This window comes from Flavobacterium sp. P1_E4, from assembly GCF_056405915.1.
Map to the genome: position 1 here is coordinate 1 of NZ_JBFUBE010000015.1, position 24,485 is coordinate 24,485.

Genomic DNA, 24,485 nt, shown 5'->3' on the forward strand with positions numbered 1-24,485 from the left:
GATTAAAAGTCACAACATTATCAAAACTCAATCCTTCCTCTTTATGCATACGAACCAATTCCTGATACACTTTTATTGGGGAAGAACCTGTAGCAAGTCCTAATACACACTTTTTATTTTTTTCTTGTTTGGAACGAATTAAATCGGCAATCTCTTGAGCAACGATTATTGAAGCATCAATTGAGTTTTTAAAAATTACGTTGTGGATTTTTTCAAAACGGGTATCTTCAAACTGACCCGCTTTTTTGAAGCTTATCTCTCTTTCTGATTCTAATGTGTTTTCCATTTTCTTATTTTTAATAAATTTTATTATTCTTTAAACATTGAGATCATTTTTTTAGCAAAAATCTCTTTTATTCTTTTCTTTTTCAATAACAACTGTTTAACAATAAGTTATTTTTTTAAACAAAACCATAAGTCTTAAAATTCAGGATTTGCTTTTCTTTTGAACTATGTATAATCCGCTTATAACAAGAATAACTCCAAAAACAGTATAAAAAGTGATCGGTTCTTTCATTATAAAATGAGCAATCAAAAAACCAAATATTGGACATAAAAACAACCAATACGAAGCTTTTATTGGGTTACTTTTTAATAAATAAAGCCAAAATTGAACTGCACCTATCGAAACCGGAATAGCCAACCAACAAACCGAAGTCCAAAAAGAAGTGTCAAAACTATTTTTATCCGCTTGATAAGTTGCGTATAAAGCTGGCATCAAAAAAACACCTCCCAAAATAGTCTGCCACCCATTGATAGCTAGAATGGTCAACCCATTCCAATTCACTCGGGAGTAATAAATTATACCTAGTGAATAAGCAATCATGCTTATCAATAAAACTATTATCCCAAAAGGTGTTGCATAACTGTTTTGTAAAAGTGGATAAGCTGCCAAAACCACTCCCATAAAACACAATAATAAACTCAGAATATTTTTGAACTTGATTCTATGAGAAAACCAAAAGGCAGACATCATCGCAATAAAAACGGGATTCGTAGCTATCGCCAAACTCCCCAAACCTGCAGAAACGTGTTGCATGGCAATAACATATAACCCGAGATAAAATGTAATATTTAGAAATCCATAAATACTAATTTGTATCCATTCCCTTTTAACTGGCAGTCGATTTCCCAACACTATATGAGAAACGAATAACATAATGCTTCCCGCGATGATAAATCTAAAAATAGATATTACAAAGGGTTGAGCAGAAACCAATCCAATCTTGGTTGCAGTTGAAGCTGAAGACCAAAGAAAAGCGAAAACTATCCCTGCAAAAATACTTTTCCATTCTTTAAACTTAACTACGCTTAACAATCTTTTAGGTTTATTTATTTCACTCAAAATACATTCCTTTACTCTTTATTGAAAAATTAACGATTCAACTTTTGATAAATCATCATTAAAACGAACAAAACTGGCTGGATATCCCAGTTTTATTTTACCCAATTTATCTTCCATTTTAATTGCACTTGCCACTCGGGAAGTTCCCATTTTTATGGCCTCATCTATGGTCACATTCAAATATTGATTGGCATTACGAACGGCTTCATCCATTGAGATACTGGCTCCTGCCAAATTACCTTCATCATTTCTATAAAAGCCGTTTTCCAGATGAGCATCAAAATTGTCCCATTTGAAATTGGAAACTTTACGTCCTAAAAAAGTAGCATCAGTAATCAAAAAGAATTTGTCTTTTTTTAATTTATAAGCTAATCTTGCAGCAGCATAATCACAATGGGCCCCATCTAATATAATTGGAGCATAGACTGACTCATTTTCAAAAGTTGCACCCACCAATCCTGGTTCCCGATGTCCAAACTGAGTCATCGCATTAAATAAATGAGTCACTAGATATATTCCTTTGGCAAAATAATACGATGCCTCTTTGTAAGTCATCGTTGAATGCCCTGCCGAAATAACAATACCACTTTCTAAAAGCATGTCCAACTGCTCCTCTGAAAAACATTCAGGTGCAATAGTGATTACTTTTATAACATCTTTCCCGTATCGGATAATCTCTTCCAATTCTGAATTTGTAGGTTTTCGAACTTGAGCTAAACTATGAGCTCCCCGCTTCAAAGGATTCAAAAAAGGACCTTCTAAATGCATTCCCAATACCCCGTTTTTGTACTTTGATCGATACGAACGAATAGCCTCAATCCCTTGAAGGATGGTTTCATTTGATGATGAAATTAAACAAGGCAGCGTATGAGTCGTTCCATACTTTAAACTGGACTCATAGATATCCTGAATCGTTTCTTCTGTTGGAGTTTGGCTAAAATAATGCTTTTCGCCCCCATTGATTTGGATGTCAATAAATCCCGCAGAAAGATGATCACCTTTCAAATCAACAACCTCAATCTCTGTTGGAATTTCTTTTTGAACCGAAAGAATAACATCATTTTCGATAATGATAACACTGTTATTTAGTATTTCATCACCTGTATGAATTATCCCATTTACAATAGCCTTTTTCATTTTTTAAAATTACATTTTATTTTGCTAAGCCTAAAAAACTATAGCAGATTGATTCTCAAAATTTCTAATTAACAACTATATTTTTTCCAAATGTTCCTTTAAAATCTGAAGACAAAACCATTCCTGACGAGGCAAATGAAACGGCCCTTTGAACATATTCCCTTTTGCAGTTTGTGCAATGCTTCCATCTCTATGCAAATAACCAAACCATTCGCCGTTGGCTGCATCATGGAATTTAGAATAAGAATAATCATGAACCATTTTATGCCATTTGGCATATTTTTCGTCACCTGTCATGGTGTATGCCAATAGTGTTGCGATAATTGTTTCGTTATGTGGCCACCAAAACTTCATATCCTGCCAATATTCTTGAACGGGTTTATCATAAACATCTCTGTAGTACAAAATTCCTCCATGCTCTTCATCCCAACCGCGTTCCCACATATAATCCAACATTTTACAGCCTAAAGCAATTAAATGAGGATCATTATTTCTGTATTTTGCTTCCTGCAAAATAAACCAAGCTCCTTCAATAGCATGACCTGGATTCAAGGTTCTTCCGTCGATATGGTCAATAATTGATCCATCTGGTGCCACTTGCTCCATCACACATTTGATATCCTCTTTAACAAAATCACGTTCAATTTCGGCAATCCATTTACTAATCCATTCGTCACAACGTGGATCACCAATATTTTCTCTTAATTGTTGAGCTGTATTCATCATTATCATGGGAACGCCAATTCCTTTAGAAGGTCGGGTTGAAGTAAACTTAGGTTCCAATAAACCCGGAACTGTGGAATATTCAATACACTTACCGAATAAAAAACGAGCCTTTTCGGCAGCAGTTTCATCTCCACTTGCTTTTGCGTAAGCAGACATAGCGATTACCGCAAATGTTTCCGAAAAATAATAACGTCGTTTGCGAATGGGTTGTCCATCACGAGTGACATGAAAAAACATTTGACCATCGGTATCAAAACAATTTTTGTTTAAAAAATCGATTCCAGACTTTGCCCCCTCAAGCCATTCTTGTCTAGGTTCAACCGTATTGTAAAGCGTTGCCAATAACCAAGCCGCACGCCCCTGAATCCATACGGCTTTGTCATCATCTATTAAGCTTCCTTCTTGGTCTCTCATGAATAAATAGCCTCCAAATTTGGTATCTATCGAGCGAGGAAACCAAAAAGGTATGGTATCATTTAATAGTTGATTCTCGTAAAATTCTTTTAATTGCAGAAGTTCTGTATTTGAATAGCTCATTTTTATTTAGAATTAATTGGCTCTAGAATGGAACTGAATATTACTCTTCTATCTCCTTGATAATTATTATTTTTTTTATCTAATTTGCCCTCTCAGGCTATTTTCTTTTATTTTTTAAAGGTTCAATTCCAATCTAAAAGTAGAACAAGGTAAGCCCGCTTCATTAACTAAATTGGCCAACGTAAATGGCTTCCATGCATATAAAACCGTTTTAATGTTCTCCCCTTTCGGAATGCTTATAACTACTTGATTATTGACAATTGAAGCCTCAGTTTCTATGTGTTTCCCCTTATCTGTTACTAATTCAAAACCTAATACTGCTTTTTTATCTGAGGTAATTAAATGTTTCGCTGACGCAAAAGAAATGTGAATAGTCCCCATTTTTTGCTGTGCTTTTAATGCAATTGGACCATTAGAAATAATTGATTTTTTATAGGTATAGTGAAATGCCAAACGAGCAAGACGATCTGCAACTTCTTTTTTCCTTATTGGATGCACATTTTTTTCATCTCCATAATCCATACTTACTGCCATGCCACTATTAGGAATAAGGCTTTGCATTTTATTTTGCATCTCCCGAAACTCTGGCCAGGTTGGTCGATCGGTACTTGATAATTGTACGTAATAAAAAGGAAAATCAGTTCCCCAAGATTTCCTCCAGCTCTGAACCATTACTGGCATTAAGTGTTCATATAAAGACACATTGTGTGCATTGCTTTCCCCTTGGTACCATAAAACACCCTTTATTGGAAACTGAGTAAAAGATTCTACACCCGATTCAAAATTATAACAGGGTTGGTATGGATGACGTTGTTTAGGATTGGTGGCGTTTTTCAAATTTACGGCAGCTCGTTCACGAACCCAAGGCATAATGAAATCAGATTTACGCCAGTTCGTTAATACATCAACCACTTTATCATCATGTTCTAATGTGTATCTGTCAATCCAAGACTCAATGGGAGAACCACCAACTGCAACCTGAATCAATCCAATGGGTACATTTTCTTCATGACAAATATTTTTGCCAAAATAATAGGCAATTGCCGAGAAGTCTCTTGCTGATGTTGAATCACAAACAGCCCAACTTCCTGAGAAAAATTTTAGCTGATTGGTTTTAGCTAAAGTAACAGAATCCCATGCCATATCATCTGTTTCTTGAATAGCTTTCCAATTCAACAAACGAAGTTTCGAATTAGCAATTGCCTTTTTTACCTCGACCATTCCATTTTCAGATTTTTGAAGAGGAAAAGCCATATTTGATTGTCCCGAACAAAACCAAACATCTCCAACTAATATATTTTTGAGTACAATGCTATTTCCTTTTTCATGAATGCTCATCTGATAAGGCCCACCTTCAATCATTGCCGGAAAGCGGACTTTCCATTTACCATATTCATCTGTAATTACTGTCTGTTTTTGTTGCAGGAATGAGATTTCTATTGAATCACCTCCATTGGCTTTGCCATAAATAACAATAGGTTGATTGCGCTGTAAAACCATATTATCTGTAAAAACAGCTGCTAATTTTAGCCCGCCAAAATCTTTGGTGATATTCTCATAAACGGTTTGTGCCAAGATAACTGCTCCTTCTTTCACCGGATGTAATGCATCTGGAAAAAGATCCGGACGGCTATATAATTTTTCATGCAAATCGATTAAACCAACTTGATTCGCTTTTGCAATTCTTTCGATATGCGCTTGAATTTCCCAAAACCAATCTCTTGTCCCTGATTTAAAGCGAGAATGTTCATTAAAGATTGGTGTCAAACGACAGATATATAGTTTTACTTTTGGATTTTGCTTTTTTAAAGTATCCAACAGCCAAGCATAATCGGCATCGAATTCTTCTTTATAATTGGGCCAATTTCTTGGATCTGTATCATTCAATCCTAAGTGAATAATAGCTATATCGGGTGCAAAAGCAATCGCATCAGCACATTCTTTGGTTTTATAGTAGGCCGTATGCCCCTTTTTTAAAAGTGTTGCTCCACTGTGTCCAAAGTTTTTTACCTCATAGTTATTGCCCATCATTATTTGGAGTTGCGAAGGATAAGAATCCATACTAGGATTCGCCAAAAGATAACCTGCAGTCACAGAATCTCCGATGCACGCTACCTTCACCAAAGGAGTTTGCGCCACTATTCTATTGTTTGTTAAAAACAATAAAAGAATCAGTAGCGATAATATGTGCCTTTTAGAATTATTCATGTGCAGATAATATTTATTTTATGAATCTTGAAAATTTTTATTTACATAAAAAGTGCGAACTAAAAGTTATCCGCCAAGGTGAACGTTTTAATTCCACCCCAGCAGATTAACAACCAAATAACCAATTTGAAAACCTAAAAACTAAAAAATTTATGCATCAGTGTAATCGTTAACCTGAGGACGGAGAAAAATAACCTGCACCAACAAAGCCATCAAAACAACACCTGCCATCATTGCAAATCCGATACCTAAAGATCCATCATCTGCGTATTTTCCTAATGCTGATGTGACCAATGCTCCACAACCTACTCCCGTCATGTTTAAAACCCCATAGGCAGTAGCTCTGTACTTTGAAGACACAAACTGACAAAGAATAGGCATATTATTAGCATCAAACATTCCGTAGCCAATGCCAAAACAAAGAGCAGCGCTAACAATATGAAATAATGAATTTCCAAAACCGATTAATAGTAATGCAGGTATAGTCAAACTCAATCCGATAGCACTTGTATACACTCTCCCTTTGATATTTTTGACAACCCATTTATCTGATAATATTCCTCCAAAAATAACCCCTAACAAAGAAGACATTGAAATTGTTATTGTTGCCAATGGTCCAGCCTGTTCCATAGAAATTCCTAAATTATCCGAGAACAATGTTGGCAGCCAATTTTTGGTAGCCCAACCCGGCAAACTGATTGTTGCAAAAAAGAATAAAATAATCCAAAACGAAATATTGGTAAACAACAATCCTAATCCTTTAAAAACAGAGCTTTTTTCTTTTGCTTTATCTGAATCTGTAATTGCCATTTTTATCTCAGGAGCCTTTTTCTCGTAAAGGAAGAATACCAAAACAAGAGCATAAACAACTCCAATTAATCCAAAATAATGAAAGGTAGTATGCCAAGAATAAGCAGCCGCAATCGTTGCTCCAAATCCTCCTAAAGCTGATCCAACATAAAGACCAGTCATATGAATTCCTATAGCAAGTGATCTTGTTTTTTGCTGATGATAATCGGCAATTAAAGATAATCCCGCAGGAATATACAATGCTTCGCTAACACCCATAAGTGCTCTTAACCAATACACTTGATCATAACCCGTTGCATATCCCATGGCATAGGTAACTGCAGACCAAACAAATAAACTCCCAACAATCAACCACTTTCTATTTAATTTATCAGCTATAAGGCCTGACACCGGACTCATCAAAGCATATATCCAAAGAAATATTGCCATTAAGCGCCCAAAATTCTCACCAGAAACTAATTCTCGGATATCGGCCTCCATCGAGGGACGCATGGTGGACAGCATTTGTCTGTCCATATAGTTGAGCAATGCTACAACCCATAGCAAGCCCACTACTATCCACGGATAATATTTTGAGTTCTTCATAATTTGTTTATGATTAAAAAATGTATTCTAATGATTTTCGTCTCTTCTATTGGAGTGAAAAAAAGCTAACCAGAAAAATTTAAGATTAAATTCAATTATTTTATTTTTCCCAACATTACATTAGGTGTTCTTATTCCCGGCTTTATTTCACCATTAGACAAAATAATATCATCTCCCCATAATACTGCAGTTGTTGTGACTGGAGCCAAAAACGGTAATTCACCTGCTTTTGTCCAAGCATCCGTAAGCGTATTATACAACAACATTCCTTTATAAAATCCTTGATGTGTCGTATTCAGCACATTCTTCTCCGCAATAAGTCTTCCTTTTTCTTCTGGCGAATTTGTTTGCGCTATCTGAGATAAATAAGTTTCAATTTTATGAAAAACAAGACCATTATCTCCTCCAAGAATTAAAATCGAGTGAGCTCCTAAGGCAACAGCTGCACCCGCAGAAAAATTGGTAGTATTTGTTCCATCGGATATAGCAGCTACACTTGACCAGGCTTTCTTTTTTGGATTAAAAACAAAAGTAGTGTTGTGTAAATCACTGATACCGGTAGCCGTTTTGGTTCTTCCTCCAATCACAAAAATGGCTGTACCTTCTTTTGTTTTTTGAACAACAGCAACAGCATTGGCCAAAGCAATAGGTAAATTAGGTAACTCTTCCCATGCTGGATTCAAAACATTTAAATCCAAACTATAAAAATGATTTGATGATTTTTTAGCTTCATCACCACCAATTGCATATACCGTATTTCCAATATGGGTTAATGCAATATTTGCCATCGCCAAAGGAAATTGTGGTAACGAAAGAATGGCAACGTCATTTTTAGAATCTTTCCATTTCAAAATATAAGCCTTATTCGACAGTCCATTTTCATTTTCACCACCTACATATACAACTCCTAAATCTGTTGAAGTAACCCCACAATACGCAATTGGTTCAGGTAATTTCGCTTTTACCTTTTTATTCCAAACAAAATTCTCTCCCTGTTTTTGCAGTACATGGATTTCATCAAAATATTTCTTTGCTCCTCCTTCCCAAGGCATTTTATCTGGAAAATTAGCTCCACCAGTCACAATCAAAACATTCTTATGTACCCCATTTATAGGCCCCGCAAATCCAAGAGACTTACTCCCCTCATTGTTTTGCAAATAAGCTGCAATTTCCCACTCGATCGTATTAAAATCTTTTTCCTGAGAACTAACGGTTATTGTTATTGACATCATAAAAAATAATGGAATTAGAGAAAGTAATAACTTTTCTATTGAGTTCATTTATAGTTAACTATCCGAATTTGATTTAAAGCTTTTGAAATCCAAGCTTTCAACATCTTTTTGGAAATCCACAAACTGCTCAGCACTCATGTTTTTAACCGGTAATCTAAAATCACCCAAATTCAATCCTACAACTTTCATGTAAGATTTACCAACTGAAATACCTCCATATTTGCCTAAAAGACGAATCATGTTAATTGATTTTTGTTGTAAAACACGAGCCAAAACCAAGTCATTAGAATTAAAAGCATCAATCAATCTGTGATATAAAGGAGCTGCGTAATTAAAAGTACTCCCCACTGCACCCTTTGCTCCTAACACTAAAGCTGACAACATATTTTCGTCACGTCCCCAAAGCATATCGTATTTACCTTCCTTGTAGCTCATACAGCTTTGGAAATCCATAAAATCTTCATGAGTATATTTTACTCCAGCAAAATTGTCCAGTTTACCATCTAATGCTTGAACCAAATCAAACATAGGTACATTTACACCAGTCAAAACCGGAATGTGGTAGTAATATAAAGGCATATTTGGTACACTTTCACCAACCATGATGCAAGCTTGGGCCAACATATCAACATTGGCAGGTTTAAAATAAAAAGGAGCCGTTAAAGAAACAGCATATAAACCTATTTCATAAGCATGCTTTGCTAAGTCAATACAATCTGAGAGACAAGTTCCTCCCAAAAATACCATTACTTTAAAATCATCATCATGGTTTGAACAATCAGCCCATGCTTGTGCAACTGCTTTTTTTTCTTCTAAAGTAATCGAAACCCCTTCACCTGTAGAGCCATTTATAAAGGCCCCTGTGATTTTATTTTGTTTTAAAAATGCGTAATATCTTGAAATTAAGCTAACATCTAATTTTCCGTTTTTATCAAAAGGTGTAAATGGTGCAGCTATAAGCCCTTGTAAGTGTTGAATTTTCATGATTTTTTTTCGTTAAATTATGGGTGTTATTTGACTAAGCCGAAAATTTTTGAATTTTCGACTCAATCAATAACAGTAAGTTTTTAATCTAAATTAATACCCAGGATTTTGAGTAACTTTTGGATTGTAATTAATTGTGTTTTGAGATATTGGGAATAAGATCTGCTTGCCAGCCATAGAAGGCACGTTACCCGTTTTATTGAAACGAACTAAATCCCACCATGCTTTTCCTTCGAAAGCCAATTCTTTTAGACGCTCATTCAAAATGACATCGTCATTTGCAGCTTTTGAAGAATTTATAAACGAAGCAGTAGCATCCGCTCTTTTCATAACTTGATCCATCTCAACCGTTGGGTCTTGTCCCAAAGCGTTCTTTATTTCGGCTTTCATTAATAAAATATCAGCCAAACGATAAATAATGATATCACTTGTAAATCGTCTTAAAGTACCGTCTACTGTACCATTATATTTCATTAAGCCAGTAACCACATCCGCAGTATTCGCTGTGTTTCTAAGGGTTAAATAAGTAGCATCTTTTCGAACATCAGTAGCTGTAAAGCTAAAGTGAGCAGGATCTGGCTGCACTCTTGAAATACCTGCATTTCCTGCACCAGAACCCAATGTTCCAAACATTGCTGTAGCCTCCGCTGTCGTTGCTCCCGGATAATCTGAAGGACCAACATACATAAATGAATTCCAGTTATCTGATAAGTTTGAAGGAACATCAGTCAATGAATAACGAACAGCAAAAAGTACTTCGCTATTACCTTTATTGGTATAACTGAATACATCTTTAAAATTAGGAAGCAAAGTTAATCCCGCAGGAATAGCGTTTATAGCGCTTAAAGCAGTATTCAAATCTGTAGCTCCCCCATTTAGTTGTTTAGCTGTCCACAAATTAACTTCTGCTTTTAAAGCATTAGCAGCCGCTTTTGACAATTGTACTTTATTGATATTTTCATCAGGAAAATTAGCAAGTGCCGATTCAATATCAGATTTGATGAAAGCAAAAGTCTCCTCCAAAGTGTTACGAGGAACTATATATTCATTTTGATTCGTATTTTCTGTTGGAGTTGTCACAATTGGAACACCTCCCCAAGAACGAGCCATAATAAAATAAGCTAATGCTCTCATTGTATAAGCTTGAGCAAGATACCTTTTTTGCTCGTTTGCGGTAGCAGCGCTAAAAGTAATAGTGGGAACGTATTTTAAAATCAAATTTGCCTGTTGCACAACTGTATATAACCCAGCCCATTCTACATCAACATTTTGAGCAGTAAGATTGTTGTTATAATAATTAGCCAAATTCAATGGTGATTGAACACCTCCTTTAATTTCAGCACTTCTGGAACCTCCCAATAGGTAATAATTTTGCTGGGTTTGTGTTCTAAAGTTAAAGTACATTCCATTAACAGCAGCCTTTGCATCATCTTCGGTTTTCCAAAAGGCATTTGAAGTGATAAGACTCTCCGATTCTAAGTTTAAGTCGTCTGCACAAGACCCCATTAGTGAGATACAAGCGAACAACAAAGAATACAATATATATTTATTTTTCATGATGTTTGATATTAAAATTTACAGACTAACATTTAATCCAAGTATAATATTTCTTGGTACAGGATATGTCCCTGTGGCTCCTGCCGAATTAAGACCTTGGCTGGAACCCCCGTCAATTCCTTGAACTTCAGGATTTAAACCTGTATATTTAGTGAAATAATAAAGATTACTTCCCGTTAGATAAAAGCGGGCAGATGCCAATTTTATTTTATTTGCAAAAGAAGTAGGAACGGTATATGCTAAAGTGATTTCTCTTAAACATAAATAATCTCCACTCTCGTAATAACGGCTATTTCCTTGAAACATATTTGTATTATAGGCTACTCCACTGGCTTCCGATCTAAATAAATTGTTTTGATTGGTTTGATCAGCCCAACGGTAACGCGGTACATCAGTAATGTCTCCTTCTTTTTGCCAAGATTGTAAACTTTCGGCTAACAATCCATAATTTCCTTGAAATTGACCTACAAAACGAGCTCTAGCTTCATTATAAATTGTTGCTCCCAAAGAATAATCGGTTCTTACCACTAATGAAAATCCTTTATAACTTACATCAAAATTAAAACCTCCTACATATTTAGGAAACATATTTCCCATATAAGTTCTGTCTCTACTATCGATAACATTATTGCCATCAGTATCTTCAAAAACAGCATCTCCAGGATATTTTATTCCGTTTGGATTACCACCTGCTGCGTTTGTTTTAGTCACATAAGTATCTTTTGTTGTTGCATTATAAGCATCTGCAGCTGCTTGCGTTGGAAGAATATACAATTGTTTATGAGCATAGAAATCTCCAATTTTTTGTCCCTCTTGTGATCCACCTACATATACATAAGATTGACTTCCAGCATCCCAAATTTGAGTACCACCAATTCTATTGTTTAAATTTCCATTGTAAGGAAGTGTTTCGATAACATTAGTATTGTGAGAGATAATAAATCCAGCATTAATTTTTAAATCATTTTGATTATAAATATTTGCTGTTAATTCCATTTCAAATCCTTTACTTCTTAAACCACCAAGATTGGTCAAAACTGTTGAGAATCCACTATTAGAAGGTAAAGTCAAATTGGTCAATAAATCTGAAGTCAATTTGTTGTAAAAATCTCCAATTAATCTAATTCTATCTTGGTTAATCCCTAAATCAAATCCGATATTATTCGTTTGTGATTGCTCCCATTTCAAACCTGGATTGGCAATTTGTGAATTAGTAATAGCCGATTGTCCGTTGTAATTATTAGCAATTCCGTTTGTAGAACCTGAATATAGTCCTCCAGCTTGAAAATCACCCAAAGTTCCTAAATTCCCATTGATACCAAAACTTCCTCTTATTTTTAATGAAGACACAACTGTTGGCATTGCTTTCCAAAATTCTTCTTCATGGGCATTCCATCCTACAGATACCCCTGGGAAGAATCCATATTTATTATCTGGTCCTAAACTGGAAGCACCATCATAACGAAAAGATCCTGTAAATAAATACCTGTTTTTATAATCATAGTTCAAACGTCCGAAAACCCCATTCATTACCAATTTGGTATTATTGGCATAAACTGAAACTGGAATTGGAGACGAATCTAATGTTTGTGCCAGATCAGAAGGACTTCCTTTTCCTGAAGCATTAAATGTTTTTATAGTTCTTCCATAATTTGAAGCTCCTAATTTGGCTTGAAAGTTTCCTATTTCATCAAACGATTTGGTATAGGTAAAAACTCCTTCAAATTGTGTTTGAAACAAACGATTATTCATTTGGGTTGCAGGTCGAGTATTATCAACTAAACCCGTACTTCCACTTAAAAAAGCTTGTTGAAAAGTATTACCAGAAGTATTTTCGCTGTACAAAGACATAGAAGGTGTGAAATTCAAATCCTTTGTAATCTTCAAATCTCCGTCAACTGCTAATTGCAATTTTTCATTTTCATTGATCCCTTTCACTTTCCCCATTTGATACAATGGATTTCCGTTGATGTTATTCTGACCCGGAGCTAAAGTACCATCTTCTAATAAAAATTTAGTAGTTGGAGCATTTCCTAAATACCTATTAAACACAACACTATTGCTTACCACTTGGTTATTATTGGATCTAGCATATAACATTTTACCATTTAGCGTAAAATTATCAGCCAGATTAAAAGAAGCATTCAACTTTGCAGTAAATCTTTCATAACCAGTAAATATTGTAACTCCATCTCCTTTTAAATATCCTAAACTCAAATCGAAAAGGCCTTTATCTGTCCCTCCGCTAAAATTTAAATTATGATTTTGTGTAAAAGCATCTTGAAACAAAACATCATTCCAATCTGTACTTTGAAACATAATTGTATTGGCAGAATTAAGTGGATCTGCCATTTCTTGCCAACCTTTTGCTTGCAAAGAGGCAATAGTATCTGCTGACAAACTTGATTTTAATAATGTTGCAAATGGTGTACTTGATGTTAAATTATTTCCTGTACCGTATGGAGTTGCACCAATTAATTGATTGTCTCTTGCATTAGGACGTGTACCACCCATAATATCTGCAGCATTTTGAACCCCCAAACGAGATAAGCGTATAAAATCTTCTCCTCCCAAAAAGTTATACTCTTTTGCGATTTGACTGAATTGAGAAGAATACCCATAAGTAATTTTAGTTTTCCCAACCTTACCAACAGAGGTAGTAATAATAACAACCCCATTAGACCCACGTGCACCATAAATGGAAGTTGATGCTGCGTCTTTTAATACCTGCAATGAAGCAATATCGGCCGAGTTAATATCGTCAATTTGGCTACGAATTACCCCATCAACAATATATAATGGTGTAGCTCCTGCTGGATTATCAATAGAGGTACCTCCACGAACTAAAATATTCGAAGCTTTACCCGGTTGACCAGATGCAGTACGAACAACTACACCACTTACATTCCCTTGTAATGCCTGAGTAACATTAGAATAAGGTACATTTTCTAAAACTTTTTTATCTAATTTAGAAACCGAAGTACTGACTGTTCTTCTATTTTGAGATCCGTACCCAACAATAAGTACCTCATTCATTTGCTGTCCAACTTCTTTTAAAACTATATTCAGTTCTGCATCGTTTACAATCTTAACCTCCTGATCTTGTAAACCAATATAAGTTACAACCAATACGGTCACATCATCTGGAATTTCGATTTCAAAAGTGCCGTCAACATCAGTTTGTGTAGAAACTTTTGTGCCTTTAGCCAAAATATTTACTCCAGGCAATGACTCTCCTTTTTCGTTGGTAACTTTTCCTTTTATTTTTCTATTGATTGGCGCAATTGTGCTTTTCTTTAAAGCGCTCTCTTCTTTTGGAATTAAAGAAATGGTTTTACCTTGAATAATCCATTTTATAGATGTTCCCTTAAAAGCTTCCTGCAAAACTTTTTCGATCGAAGCATTTTTAACGTCAAGAGATATTGCCTTTACATTCTTCAAGATAGTAACGTCATAGAAAAAAACATAGGTTGTTTGTTCTTTAATAACTGACAAAACTTTTTTTGCTGACACATTCTTTCCTGAGAAAGTAATCGTTTGAGAAGATACTGCTGCCGATACATTAAATGTAAGAGCAATTATCAATATGGACGTTAATTTCATAACTTTCCAGAATTTAGGAGTAAGCCAAGAATTTCTTGACTTGCATTTTGGTAATAATTTCATACTTTTGTAATGATTTTGGTTAATAATAAATTTTCCTTGCTTGGTCTATTTATACGTTTTTCAAGTCATAGTTCCTTTGTACTAAGGAACAAGCCAGCGATGCTTCCAACATCTGCTGGCTTTTTTTATTGAATTACAGATAAATATTTTATAAAATGAGTTTCCTCGATTTGTCTTTTTTCTTAAGGCATTACTCTCAAAACTTTGCCTTCTATTTTAAAATGAATATTATTTCCTTCTAAAATTTTCAATACTTGTGATAGTTCTAAGTCACGATTTATTTCACCTTCAAAATTTCTGGAAACAACCCCTTTTTCGAAAACAATATCTACATCATACCATCTGCTTAATTGACGCAGAACAGTTTCTAAACTTGCATTGTTAAAATAAAACATGCCTTTTTTCCAAGCCATCACTTCGTCAAAGTTATCAAGCTCCTTAACAGCTACAGCTCCAGTATTTTTTATTTCGGCTTGCTGACCCGGTTTTAAAAGCACTTTTTTATCTTTTTTGCCTACCAAGACACTACCTTCTAAAAGTGTGGTATTAATTTCACTTTCATCATCATAACTATTGATATTAAAATGAGTCCCCAATACCTTTACTTCAACATCCTTAACACTTACTGTAAAAGGTCTGTTTTTATCTTTGGCTACCTCAAAATAAACTTCTCCTTTTATAGCAACCTTTCTTTCATTAGCTGCAAAAGAAGTTGGAAATGTAATTGAGGAAGAAGCATTAAGCCAAACTTTTGTACCATCTGACAATTCTAATTTATATTGTCTCCCTCGCGGTGTAGTCATAATATTAGTAACTGCTTTAGCATTGTTCTCTCCTGTATAAACCAATTCTCCATCTTTTTTTGAAACAGCTGTATTACTTTGATTGGCCAAAACTCCATTAGCTACACTATCCAAAACAATTTGAGAACCATCTGCCAATGTAAGTATGGCGCCTGTTCTTCCCGGAGGAATAATATTTTTTTCATTATTAACTACAGCAGGAGCAATAGTATCCTTTTGAGAAAATTTAAAATATCCAAGCCCAAGAACAATTACGACACTCGCAGCAACAACTAATCTTTTCCAATTAAATAAAGTAAAGTCCGCTTCTTCTTCAATTTCCTCATTAACATTCATTTTCACCCTAAGCTTTTCAATAAAATGCTGAGTCGATTCCGAACTCTCACTAATAGGTTCTATACTTTCATAATTTTCGCGAAGGATATAATCCAAATCATCCGCATATTGAGGATCATCAATCATTTTTAACAACTGTGCTTTCCCTTCAGGAGATATTTCCCCTAAAACAAACTGGTACATAAGTTCTTTAAACACTTCTTTTTGATACATAACTAAAAGATTTAAGCCTTGTAAGGATGTCCTTCATATATAAAGACGAGGATACTTTACTAAAGTGGCAATGAAAATGAAAAAAAAATTAAAAAAAGAGTAAAAAAATAATTAGAGCACAAAAAATATCATAAAAAGCTAGCAAAAAAGGAATACATTCCTAGACAAATTAAGACCAATAAACCAAGGCCATAATGCTTGTTAAGATAGACTCTCATGAAGTTTAACGCTTCTAACAAATGCCATCTAATAGTTCTTTTGGCCAAACCTAATTCTTCACTGATAAAATCAGCATCTTTGCCTTCCATACGGCTCAATAAGAAAATTGTACGCCTTGGTTCAGTCAAAAGATTCGCTCCTTCCTGTATAATTTTATTTAATTCTTGGAATTCATATTGATCATCAGGTTTCAGAAACATTTCCTGGAGTTTTTCTCCTTTAAAGCTTTCTGTCTCGATCAATTTTTTGCGAATATGGGTGATAATTAAATTACGGCTCACGATAAAAAGATAGTTATCAAAACTTTTGACCTCGGACAACCTTTCTCTTTTATCCCAAATTTGAATAAACACATCTTGGGTTAATTCTTCGGCAACAGGATATGATTTCACAAAACTAAGGGCATGTTGTAATACTTTCTGCCAATATTTCTCAACAAGACGAGAGTAGACTAATTCATTGCCTGAAGCTACATTCAATAAAACCACAGATTCATCTGATGACATTAAGGGAGAATTCATAAAGTTTTTAGGGGGTAACTTAATTTGTTAAATTAATTGGAGCAAACTTAACAAAAAAAAAAAATCCTTGAGCTAGATATTTCTAAAAAACAATTAAAAAGATTAAATAATTAACAACAAATCAATAAATATCAATGCTATTTGAGAGAAAAAAGAAACATTACCAAAAAAATATTCAATTAAATCAAAAGTATTTAACACTCATTTTTTTTAAGAATTAGATCTAAACTTATTTTTTAAACCTCGAATAAGATAAAGTAAACTTTCAATTCAAAATTCTCAAAAATTAGTTTTGAGATGTTTTTCCAAAAGACAATTATACTATATCAATTTCTAAAAGTTGCAAAACAACACCAAGTCCATTATATTTGGCTAGGCGTCTGGGAAGAAAACCACAGAGCCTTACAATTTTATGCCAAAAATGGATTTCTCACATTCGACAAACATATTTTCATTCTAGACAATGACCAACAAACCAATTTATTAATAAAACTCCCAATAAAGACCAAATCCTAATGACCAATACTCCCTCATCAATTACAAAAAATTCAAAATCCATACTCAATGCCGCGGTGATTGTAGCCGCACTTGGTTATTTTGTTGACATTTATGACTTATTGCTTTTTGGAATCGTTCGCACCGATAGTCTAAAGGATCTTGGTATAACAGGAGATGCTGTCCGAAACCAAGGAGAATATCTCATCAGTATGCAAATGTTTGGTATGCTTTTCGGTGGGATTTTATGGGGCATTTTAGGAGACAAAAAAGGACGAATATCTGTTTTATTTGGTTCTATATTATTGTATTCGGTCGCTAATATTGCCAACGGAATGGTAACTACTGTTGATGGATACGCGTTTTGGCGATTGATTGCAGGAATTGGACTTGCGGGGGAATTGGGTGCAGGAATCACTTTGGTCGCCGAATCCTTGCCGAAAGACAAACGCGGTTACGGAACTATGATTGTGGCTTCGGTTGGAGTTTCGGGAGCTGTTGCCGCTTATTTGGTTTATCAATTTTTCCAGGATTGGCGTATGTGTTATTATGCTGGAGGTTGTCTTGGCATTTTGTTATTGTTTTTAAGAATCAGCATTACCGAGTCAGGTATGTTCAAGCAAATTCAGCAAAGCGATGAAAAGAAAGGAGACTTTCTGTCATTATTTACCAACTCAAAAAGATTTTTAAAATACCTTCAATGCATACTTATTGGAATTCCACTTTGGTTCTTGGTAGGCGTTTTGATTACTTTTTCACCCGAATTTGCAAAAGCTCTTGGCGTTCAACAAGCCGAAACCATAGCTGCGGGAAAAGCAATTGCTTTTTGCTACAGTGGTTTGGTCTTTGGAGACATTGCTAGCGGATTATTAAGCCAATGGCTAAAAAGTCGAAAAAAAATCATGTGTCTATTTTTGATTTCTAACCTAATCATGGTTTTTGTCTATTTGAATGCTTATGGAATTTCGGTTTCAACTTTCTATTTGCTTTGTTTTGCAATGGGAGTTTCTGTTGGATATTGGGTTTTATTTGTAACCATAGCTGCAGAGCAATTTGGAACTAATATCAGAGCAACTGTAACAACTACAGTTCCCAATTTTGTTAGGGGTTCGCTTCCGCTAATTATTTTGATTTACAGCTTTTTTCGTGACCGCCTTTTTGATGGTGATATTCTCAAATCGGGAATGATTGTTGGTTCTTTATTATCAATAGTTTCCCTATTGGCGCTATGGAAGTTAAAGGAAACTTTCCATGTAGATTTGGATTATTCCGAAAGCAATGATGAAACTTTTATTTAAATGAGATGAAATAAATTTCTATTTATTTTTTATATTTGAATGAAATTTATACAATGAAGATATTTTTCACCTTCCTTTTTTATACCCTATTCCAAGTAGGTTTTGCACAATCTGCCAATCAATATTTTGAAAAAATAAGAGATAATGAAGTTGAACTCACAGCTTTCTTTGCTCAAATGCCAAAAGGTGGCGATTTACACCATCATTATTCTGGTTCAATTTATGCAGAACCGCTTTTAGCTCACGCCATTGCCGAAGATTTTTATCTCAATACACAAACCATGACTGTAAGCCAAGAAAAGCAGAATGGAAGTGACTGGGTATTATTTTCGACTTTACAAAAGAATGGCGAATTGGATAACTACAAACAAAAAATAATTCATAAATGGTCTATCAAAGATTATAATAATGTTGATTATCCTTCAGATAAATTATTTTTTGAATCCTTTATGAAGTTTGAACCTGCTACCAAAAACAATTTTGAAGCTGGTTTATTAGAACTAAAAAACAGAGCTATTAAAGAAAATGTAAGCTACATCGAAACCCAATTATCGACTATTCCCTGTGCGATAAAAACAGATGATTTGGCAAAATACAGTACCAATTTGAGAAAATTTGCGGCAAGCAAAAACGAAAAAGCTGTTATGCAATCTTTGGATTCCTTGTATAACTTTTTTAATCAAAAAGAAGCCAAAAAATACGCTGCCGATTTCAACACCAACTTTGTTACCAAAATGCACAAAGAACTCAAAATAGACAACAACCAATTCACGATGCGCTATCAAAATTTTGTTTTGCGTTTCATGGAACCGGTTGATTTATTCAAAAATTTAATTGTTGCTTTTATCTCGGCCGACAGCAGTCCGTTGATGGCAGGTGTTAATATTGTTTCTCCAGAAGATGGTGAAACTTCCATGAAAGATTATTGGTTACACATGGTTATGTTCAAATTTTGTCATACTCGTTTTCCAAAGGTAAAATATACAATGCACGCAGGTGAGCTCACGTTGGGATTGGTTCGTCCCGAAGAATTGTCTTGGCATATTAATGCGGCAGTTTATATTGCTGGTGCCAACAGAATTGGACATGGAGTTGATATGGCCTACGAAGAAAAGAGCTATGATTTAATGCGTTATATGGCCAAGAATAACATTCCGATCGAAATCAATCTTACCAGTAATGAGTTCATTTTAAAAGTAAAAGAAAACCGTCATCCTATTTTATTGTACAAAGAATTTGGAGTGCCAATCGTCATTAGTACTGATGATGCAGGAATATTGCGAACCAATATGACCGAACAATATGTTCTACTGGCAAAACGATACAAAACCATTTCCTATACCGACATTAAGCAATTTGTTTACAACAGTATCAACTATAGTTTCATACAAGATCCTACGGTAAAAAAACAATTAGTTCAGGACTTAGATAATCGTTTTAAGGCTTTTGAGAATAATTTTATATCGAAATAAATTGAAAAAATAGTCTCCTAAATTTAGACAATTAGTTTAAGTCTTCTAAAACTACATTTCAACAAGACATTACTAGTCATCCACATTAAACTCTCATTTCATCTGTTAAAAAAGATAACTTTTGTCGTTTTTTTTCAAAAAAAATAAAAAAAATAACATTAATTAAAAACAAAAGTTATATTTGAAAATAAATAGTCTTTTAACTACTTTTTTTAATTAACCAACCCTTTTTAACCACAAGATGAAAATGAAGAAAACTACTTTAACTATTATTTCCTGTCTGTTTACCTTTTTTATGTATTCTCAAGAAGAACAAATGCAAAAGAAAATAGATTCTATTGAAAAAACTTTCAAATATGAACATGGCTCCATTGATTTAAAAAATGGAATGGGAAAAATAAATATTCCAAATGGTTTTAAATATCTAAATTCAGTACAAGCAGAAAGAGTGTTGGTTGATTTATGGGGAAATCCAAAAGGGGAAAATTTAACTCTAGGATTACTATTACCAGAAAATCAAGGAGTAATGAGTCAAACCGGTTATGTATTCAATATAGAATATGACGAAATTGGACATGTTGAAGACGATGATGCAGATGACATCAATTATGATGATTTGTTAACCGAAATGCAAAAGGAAACAATCGAAGAAAACAAAGAGAGACAAAAAGAAGGGTATGAACCAGTAACAATTGTAGGATGGGCAGCAAAACCATATTATGACAAAGACAGGAAAATATTGCACTGGGCCAAAGAAATAAAATTTGGAAAAAGCTCAATAAATACGCTAAATTATAATGTTAGAATCCTAGGCCGAAAAGGAGTTTTGGTATTAAATGCTATTGCAACCGAAAATGAGCTTCCACTTGTACAAAAAGACATTAGCAAAGTGTTAGATATTGTACAATTCAATGATGGGTATAAATATGAAGATTTTGATTCTAATGTGGACGAAGTTGCCGCTTGGACAATTGGTGGTCTTGTAGCTGGAAAAGTCCTTGCCAAAGTTGGTTTCTTTGCTCTTTTTGCAAAATTTGGAAAACTAATCGTACTTGGTCTTTTAGGTTTCTTTGGTGCTTTCAAAAACAAAGTAAAAGGATGGTTCTCTAAAAACAAGAATACTGAAAATGAAGAAGAACCGAGAGAGCTAGAAGAAACAGTTGCCCAAATTGAAGAAACAGAAGAAACAGAAAAAACAGAAGAACCTGAAACTGTAGATAAAGAACTTTAATACAACTTTTATTCAAAATAATTCTAAGCCCCAAAATTGGGGCTTTTTTTATAGTTAAAAATTAAAATTACAGCTTTACCAATTTTAAATTTGCATTATTATGCCTAATTTCACGAAATTTTATTTCCTTATTCAATAGTAACAAAATGAAACATTGGGACATACTTCTATCCAATCAAGTTGACAAAAAAACCTATATAAATACTTTACTATCGGGAGAGATTCAGGGGGAATTATCTGTATTCAATTCGTTAAACGGAATCCTATATTCAGACATTTCCATTCAAAAATTAATAGAAGAGGAATACCAATACGATTCCATTGAAGCTACCACCGAATCCAAACGAAACCTTCGCACCTTTTCATCTGGAGAACGAAAAAAGGAATTCTTAAAGTATTGCCTAAAAAAAAATCCTGACTATATTATTCTAGATAATCCTATGGATCATTTGGATCATGCTTCCCGAATTGAATTAACATTGGCAATTAAAGCAATTTTGAGTTCTGTTCGAATTATCCAATTGGTTAATAGAACTGTTGATTTGCTTCCTTTTATTCCCAATAAAGCACACATAGAGGACAATTCATTTGAATTGAAATCCATAAACGGAATCGAAAGTAATTCATTTGAAAACGGCAGCCATAAAATACCGATTCACAAAGAAGTTTTCAATGATCGAGTTCTTGTCAAAATGAATTCTATATCCGTTTTCTATGATGAAAGACCAATTATCGATTCTCTTTCCTGGACTATAAAGCAAGGAGATTTTTGGCATCTTATTGGGCCTAACGGTTCTGGAAAAAGCACCTTATTATCACTAATTTCGGGTGATAATCCCAAAGGGTATGGACAGGATGTGGAACTCTTTGGCAGAAAAAAAGGAAGTGGTGAAAGTGTCTGGGAAATCAAAAAACAAATTGGCTTTTTCAACACCGCCATGACCGATTTATTCAATAAAAGTTATAGTCTGGAAGAAATGATTCTCTCCGGTTTCTTTGATTCCATCGGATTATACACAGAACCCACAACCCTACAACGAAGAATCGTAGCACAATGGCTTGAAGCAATTCAAATGAGTCATCTAAAAAACAAAATCTTCAATCGCCTTTCTACTGGACAACAAAGAGTTGCTCTAATAGCCCGTGCAGTAATCAAACATCCCCCCCTATTAATTCTGGATGAACCTCTTGAAGGTTTGGATGATCAAAACATAGCATTGGTAACCCAACTTATCAATTTGATTAAGAAAGAAACCAATATTGCCATCCTGTTCGTTTCCCACCGAATAGAACCCAATCTTTCCCCAGATTCAGTTTTAGAATTAAGCCCAAGTCCAACAGGTTCCAAAGGAGTTATTAAACATCATTTTGAAGCTGAAATAAAATAACTGCATTCTATAAAAAAAGCCTCAAAATTGAGGCTTTTATATTTTTATCATTAATCTTCTTCAGCATGATGTGATTTTGAATATCCTCTCCATTTCTCAATGCAATCCTTAAAATCCTGAGGTAATTCTGTGTCAAATCGCATCAATTCTCCCGTATTCGGATGCACAAAACCAAGTGTTTTAGCATGCAATGCCTGACGTGGCAAGGCTTTGAAACAATTTTCAATAAACTGTTTGTATTTCGTAAACGTAGTTCCTTTCAAAATCAAGTGACCACCGTAACGCTCATCATTAAAAAGTGGATGTCCAATATGCTTCAAGTGTGCACGAATCTGGTGTGTTCTTCCTGTTTCCAATTTACAAGAAATCAAAGTCACATACCCAAAACGCTCCAAAACTTTATAATGTGTTATAGCAGGTTTTCCAATTTCGGGATCGGCAAAAACAGCCATTTGCATACGGTCTTTTAAGTGTCTCGCCAAGTTCCCTTCAATAGTTCCTTGTTCTTCAGTAACATTACCCCAAACTAGAGCAATATATTCTCTTTCGGATGTTTTGGCTTCAAATTGTTTGGCCAAATGCGTCATCGCAGCTTCAGTTTTGGCAATAACCAATAATCCCGAAGTATCCTTATCAATTCTATGAACTAATCCAGGACGCTCGCTACTGTTCATTGGTAAATTCTCAAAATGAAACGCCAGTGCATTCACTAGAGTTCCTGTATAATTCCCATGACCGGGATGTACTACCAATCCAGGTGGTTTATTGATTAGCAAAAGTGCCTCATCCTCATAAACAATATCCAACGGAATATCCTCTGGATCTACCCTGTTTTCAAATGGCGGATGTGACAACATTACCTGAATCACATCAAGGGGTTTCACTTTATAATTTGACTTTACAGTCAAGTCATTCACAAAAATATTCCCTTCGGTAGCAGCATTCTGAATTTTATTTCGTGTGGCATTTGGAATCATACCCATCAGGTATTTGTCAATCCTCAAAATCGCCTGTCCTTTCGGAACTTCATAACGAAAATGCTCAAATAACTCTTCGTCTAAATCCTCTATTTGCTCAATATTATTGTTCATTTGTTGTTGTTTCTTGTGCTGGTGTAGTAGCTGTACTGTCCACCGCTTCTTCTTGATAACTCTCTTTTCCGTCTCCCAAAACCAAATCAATTTTAGAGGCTTTCAAGACTCTGTCCCCTACTTTCACATTTCTGCCTTTATAACGCATTTCCAAGACCATGTCTTTTCCTAAATTTGGAACATAAGTGATTGTTCCTGCTTCAAGTCCTAATGCCTTAAGCGTTGGCACTGCTTCACGATATGTTTTATCAATCAAATCCGGAATTCGAACAGACGAAAACCCAGATGAATTAATCTTAATATATACTTTTCTACCTACTTTCACCTTTGTTCCAGGCATAGGATCTTGCTCCACAACACTGTATTTTGGATAATCTCCTCTAAAATCTACACTGTCCAACAATTCATAATCCAAATCCAATTCATCCAGCTTGTCCTCTACTTGTTCCTCTGTCAATTTTCTCAAATCTGGAACAGCAATTTCATGACCATGATCCGTTGTAAAAGTCAACCAATGCATGAATAAATAACCCAAAACTGCAATAATGGCAAGTGCAATCAACACCTGTCCGAAAAATACACGACTCGTAAGATATTTTTTTAAGCTCATAAATATTTTTATTTCCCGCAA

Annotated in this window: 18 protein-coding genes and 1 pseudogene; 5 read left to right on the forward strand and 14 right to left on the reverse strand. The window is 34.6% G+C overall.

The genetic code is table 11. The features are described 5' to 3' along the window. The 12 genes and pseudogenes from AC1DY0_RS13665 to AC1DY0_RS13720 all read right to left on the reverse strand — a co-directional run. Positions 1 to 286, reverse strand: a pseudogene (locus AC1DY0_RS13665) (glucosamine-6-phosphate deaminase); the annotation flags it as partial. Between the two features lie 141 nt (positions 287 to 427). Further along, positions 428 to 1,345: a DMT family transporter gene (locus AC1DY0_RS13670; protein WP_477189145.1), complete on the reverse strand. Its 918-nt coding sequence runs from the start codon at positions 1,343 to 1,345 to the stop codon at positions 428 to 430. Between the two features lie 18 nt (positions 1,346 to 1,363). Next, complete coding sequence (gene nagA, locus AC1DY0_RS13675; protein ID WP_477189146.1) at positions 1,364 to 2,482, reverse strand: N-acetylglucosamine-6-phosphate deacetylase; 1,119 nt, start codon at positions 2,480 to 2,482, stop codon at positions 1,364 to 1,366. A 75-nt stretch (positions 2,483 to 2,557) separates the two neighbouring features. Next, a complete protein-coding gene (locus AC1DY0_RS13680) occupies positions 2,558 to 3,745 on the reverse strand; it encodes an AGE family epimerase/isomerase (RefSeq protein WP_477189147.1) in 1,188 nt (395 codons plus the stop codon). A 114-nt stretch (positions 3,746 to 3,859) separates the two neighbouring features. Beyond that, entirely contained in the window at positions 3,860 to 5,953 is a 2,094-nt protein-coding gene (locus AC1DY0_RS13685; RefSeq protein ID WP_477189148.1) for a GDSL-type esterase/lipase family protein, read from the reverse strand. A 150-nt stretch (positions 5,954 to 6,103) separates the two neighbouring features. After that, positions 6,104 to 7,348 carry an MFS transporter gene (locus tag AC1DY0_RS13690; RefSeq protein ID WP_477189149.1) on the reverse strand — a complete coding sequence of 415 codons (1,245 nt, stop codon included), beginning with the start codon at positions 7,346 to 7,348 and terminating at the stop codon, positions 6,104 to 6,106. A gap of 95 nt (positions 7,349 to 7,443) precedes the next feature. Next, a complete protein-coding gene (locus AC1DY0_RS13695) occupies positions 7,444 to 8,628 on the reverse strand; it encodes a Kelch repeat-containing protein (RefSeq protein WP_477189150.1) in 1,185 nt (394 codons plus the stop codon). A 6-nt stretch (positions 8,629 to 8,634) separates the two neighbouring features. Further along, entirely contained in the window at positions 8,635 to 9,564 is a 930-nt protein-coding gene (locus AC1DY0_RS13700; RefSeq protein WP_477189151.1) for a dihydrodipicolinate synthase family protein, read from the reverse strand. 93 nt (positions 9,565 to 9,657) lie between these two features. Next, positions 9,658 to 11,121 (reverse strand): RagB/SusD family nutrient uptake outer membrane protein, encoded by a 1,464-nt coding sequence (locus AC1DY0_RS13705; RefSeq protein ID WP_477189152.1) that lies wholly within the window; start codon positions 11,119 to 11,121, stop codon positions 9,658 to 9,660. Positions 11,122 to 11,139: 18 nt separating this feature from the next. Next, positions 11,140 to 14,724 (reverse strand): TonB-dependent receptor, encoded by a 3,585-nt coding sequence (locus AC1DY0_RS13710; RefSeq protein ID WP_477189153.1) that lies wholly within the window; start codon positions 14,722 to 14,724, stop codon positions 11,140 to 11,142. A 245-nt stretch (positions 14,725 to 14,969) separates the two neighbouring features. Then, a complete protein-coding gene (locus AC1DY0_RS13715) occupies positions 14,970 to 16,139 on the reverse strand; it encodes a FecR family protein (protein WP_477189154.1) in 1,170 nt (389 codons plus the stop codon). Between the two features lie 128 nt (positions 16,140 to 16,267). Next, a complete protein-coding gene (locus AC1DY0_RS13720) occupies positions 16,268 to 16,879 on the reverse strand; it encodes a sigma-70 family RNA polymerase sigma factor (protein ID WP_477189155.1) in 612 nt (203 codons plus the stop codon). 297 nt (positions 16,880 to 17,176) lie between these two features. On the opposite strand from AC1DY0_RS13720, the gene AC1DY0_RS13725 reads away from it, so the two are divergent. From AC1DY0_RS13725 to AC1DY0_RS13745, 5 genes are all read left to right on the forward strand, one after another. Then, positions 17,177 to 17,395, forward strand: a complete 219-nt coding sequence (locus tag AC1DY0_RS13725) for a GNAT family N-acetyltransferase (RefSeq protein ID WP_477189156.1) — start codon at positions 17,177 to 17,179, stop codon at positions 17,393 to 17,395. Then, the gene (locus AC1DY0_RS13730; RefSeq protein ID WP_477189157.1) at positions 17,395 to 18,672 is read left to right on the forward strand and encodes an MFS transporter; all 1,278 of its coding nucleotides are present in this window, start codon (positions 17,395 to 17,397) and stop codon (positions 18,670 to 18,672) included. Before AC1DY0_RS13725 ends, AC1DY0_RS13730 begins: the two co-directional genes overlap by 1 nt. Before the next feature lie 53 nt (positions 18,673 to 18,725). Then, a complete protein-coding gene (locus AC1DY0_RS13735) occupies positions 18,726 to 20,144 on the forward strand; it encodes an amidohydrolase family protein (RefSeq protein WP_477189158.1) in 1,419 nt (472 codons plus the stop codon). 247 nt (positions 20,145 to 20,391) lie between these two features. Further along, a complete protein-coding gene (locus AC1DY0_RS13740; RefSeq protein ID WP_477189159.1) occupies positions 20,392 to 21,375 on the forward strand; it encodes a DUF2167 domain-containing protein in 984 nt (327 codons plus the stop codon). Positions 21,376 to 21,521: 146 nt separating this feature from the next. After that, positions 21,522 to 22,763 carry an ABC transporter ATP-binding protein gene (locus AC1DY0_RS13745; RefSeq protein WP_477189160.1) on the forward strand — a complete coding sequence of 414 codons (1,242 nt, stop codon included), beginning with the start codon at positions 21,522 to 21,524 and terminating at the stop codon, positions 22,761 to 22,763. 50 nt (positions 22,764 to 22,813) lie between these two features. On the opposite strand, the gene AC1DY0_RS13750 is transcribed toward AC1DY0_RS13745, so the two are convergent. Beyond that, complete coding sequence (locus tag AC1DY0_RS13750) at positions 22,814 to 23,854, reverse strand: RluA family pseudouridine synthase (RefSeq protein ID WP_477189161.1); 1,041 nt, start codon at positions 23,852 to 23,854, stop codon at positions 22,814 to 22,816. After that, complete coding sequence (locus AC1DY0_RS13755) at positions 23,844 to 24,464, reverse strand: PASTA domain-containing protein (RefSeq protein ID WP_477189162.1); 621 nt, start codon at positions 24,462 to 24,464, stop codon at positions 23,844 to 23,846. Before AC1DY0_RS13755 ends, AC1DY0_RS13750 begins: the two co-directional genes overlap by 11 nt. Positions 24,465 to 24,485: the final 21 nt, after the last annotated feature.

Excerpts from the sequence above, each read along its gene's own strand:
- AC1DY0_RS13720 (WP_477189155.1), bottom strand. The coding sequence starts at position 16,879 with ATGAATTCTCCCTTAATGTCATCAGATGAATCTGTGGTTTTATTGAAT.
- AC1DY0_RS13730 (WP_477189157.1), top strand. The coding sequence starts at position 17,395 with ATGACCAATACTCCCTCATCAATTACAAAAAATTCAAAATCCATACTC.
- AC1DY0_RS13680 (WP_477189147.1), bottom strand. The coding sequence starts at position 3,745 with ATGAGCTATTCAAATACAGAACTTCTGCAATTAAAAGAATTTTACGAG.
- AC1DY0_RS13745 (WP_477189160.1), top strand. The coding sequence starts at position 21,522 with ATGAAACATTGGGACATACTTCTATCCAATCAAGTTGACAAAAAAACC.
- AC1DY0_RS13750 (WP_477189161.1), bottom strand. The coding sequence starts at position 23,854 with ATGAACAATAATATTGAGCAAATAGAGGATTTAGACGAAGAGTTATTT.
- AC1DY0_RS13700 (WP_477189151.1), bottom strand. The coding sequence starts at position 9,564 with ATGAAAATTCAACACTTACAAGGGCTTATAGCTGCACCATTTACACCT.
- nagA (WP_477189146.1), bottom strand. The coding sequence starts at position 2,482 with ATGAAAAAGGCTATTGTAAATGGGATAATTCATACAGGTGATGAAATA.
- AC1DY0_RS13735 (WP_477189158.1), top strand. The coding sequence starts at position 18,726 with ATGAAGATATTTTTCACCTTCCTTTTTTATACCCTATTCCAAGTAGGT.
- AC1DY0_RS13725 (WP_477189156.1), top strand. The coding sequence starts at position 17,177 with ATGTTTTTCCAAAAGACAATTATACTATATCAATTTCTAAAAGTTGCA.
- AC1DY0_RS13685 (WP_477189148.1), bottom strand. The coding sequence starts at position 5,953 with ATGAATAATTCTAAAAGGCACATATTATCGCTACTGATTCTTTTATTG.
- AC1DY0_RS13755 (WP_477189162.1), bottom strand. The coding sequence starts at position 24,464 with ATGAGCTTAAAAAAATATCTTACGAGTCGTGTATTTTTCGGACAGGTG.
- AC1DY0_RS13690 (WP_477189149.1), bottom strand. The coding sequence starts at position 7,348 with ATGAAGAACTCAAAATATTATCCGTGGATAGTAGTGGGCTTGCTATGG.
- AC1DY0_RS13695 (WP_477189150.1), bottom strand. The coding sequence starts at position 8,628 with ATGAACTCAATAGAAAAGTTATTACTTTCTCTAATTCCATTATTTTTT.
- AC1DY0_RS13710 (WP_477189153.1), bottom strand. The coding sequence starts at position 14,724 with ATGAAATTAACGTCCATATTGATAATTGCTCTTACATTTAATGTATCG.
- AC1DY0_RS13705 (WP_477189152.1), bottom strand. The coding sequence starts at position 11,121 with ATGAAAAATAAATATATATTGTATTCTTTGTTGTTCGCTTGTATCTCA.
- AC1DY0_RS13715 (WP_477189154.1), bottom strand. The coding sequence starts at position 16,139 with ATGTATCAAAAAGAAGTGTTTAAAGAACTTATGTACCAGTTTGTTTTA.
- AC1DY0_RS13740 (WP_477189159.1), top strand. The coding sequence starts at position 20,392 with ATGAAGAAAACTACTTTAACTATTATTTCCTGTCTGTTTACCTTTTTT.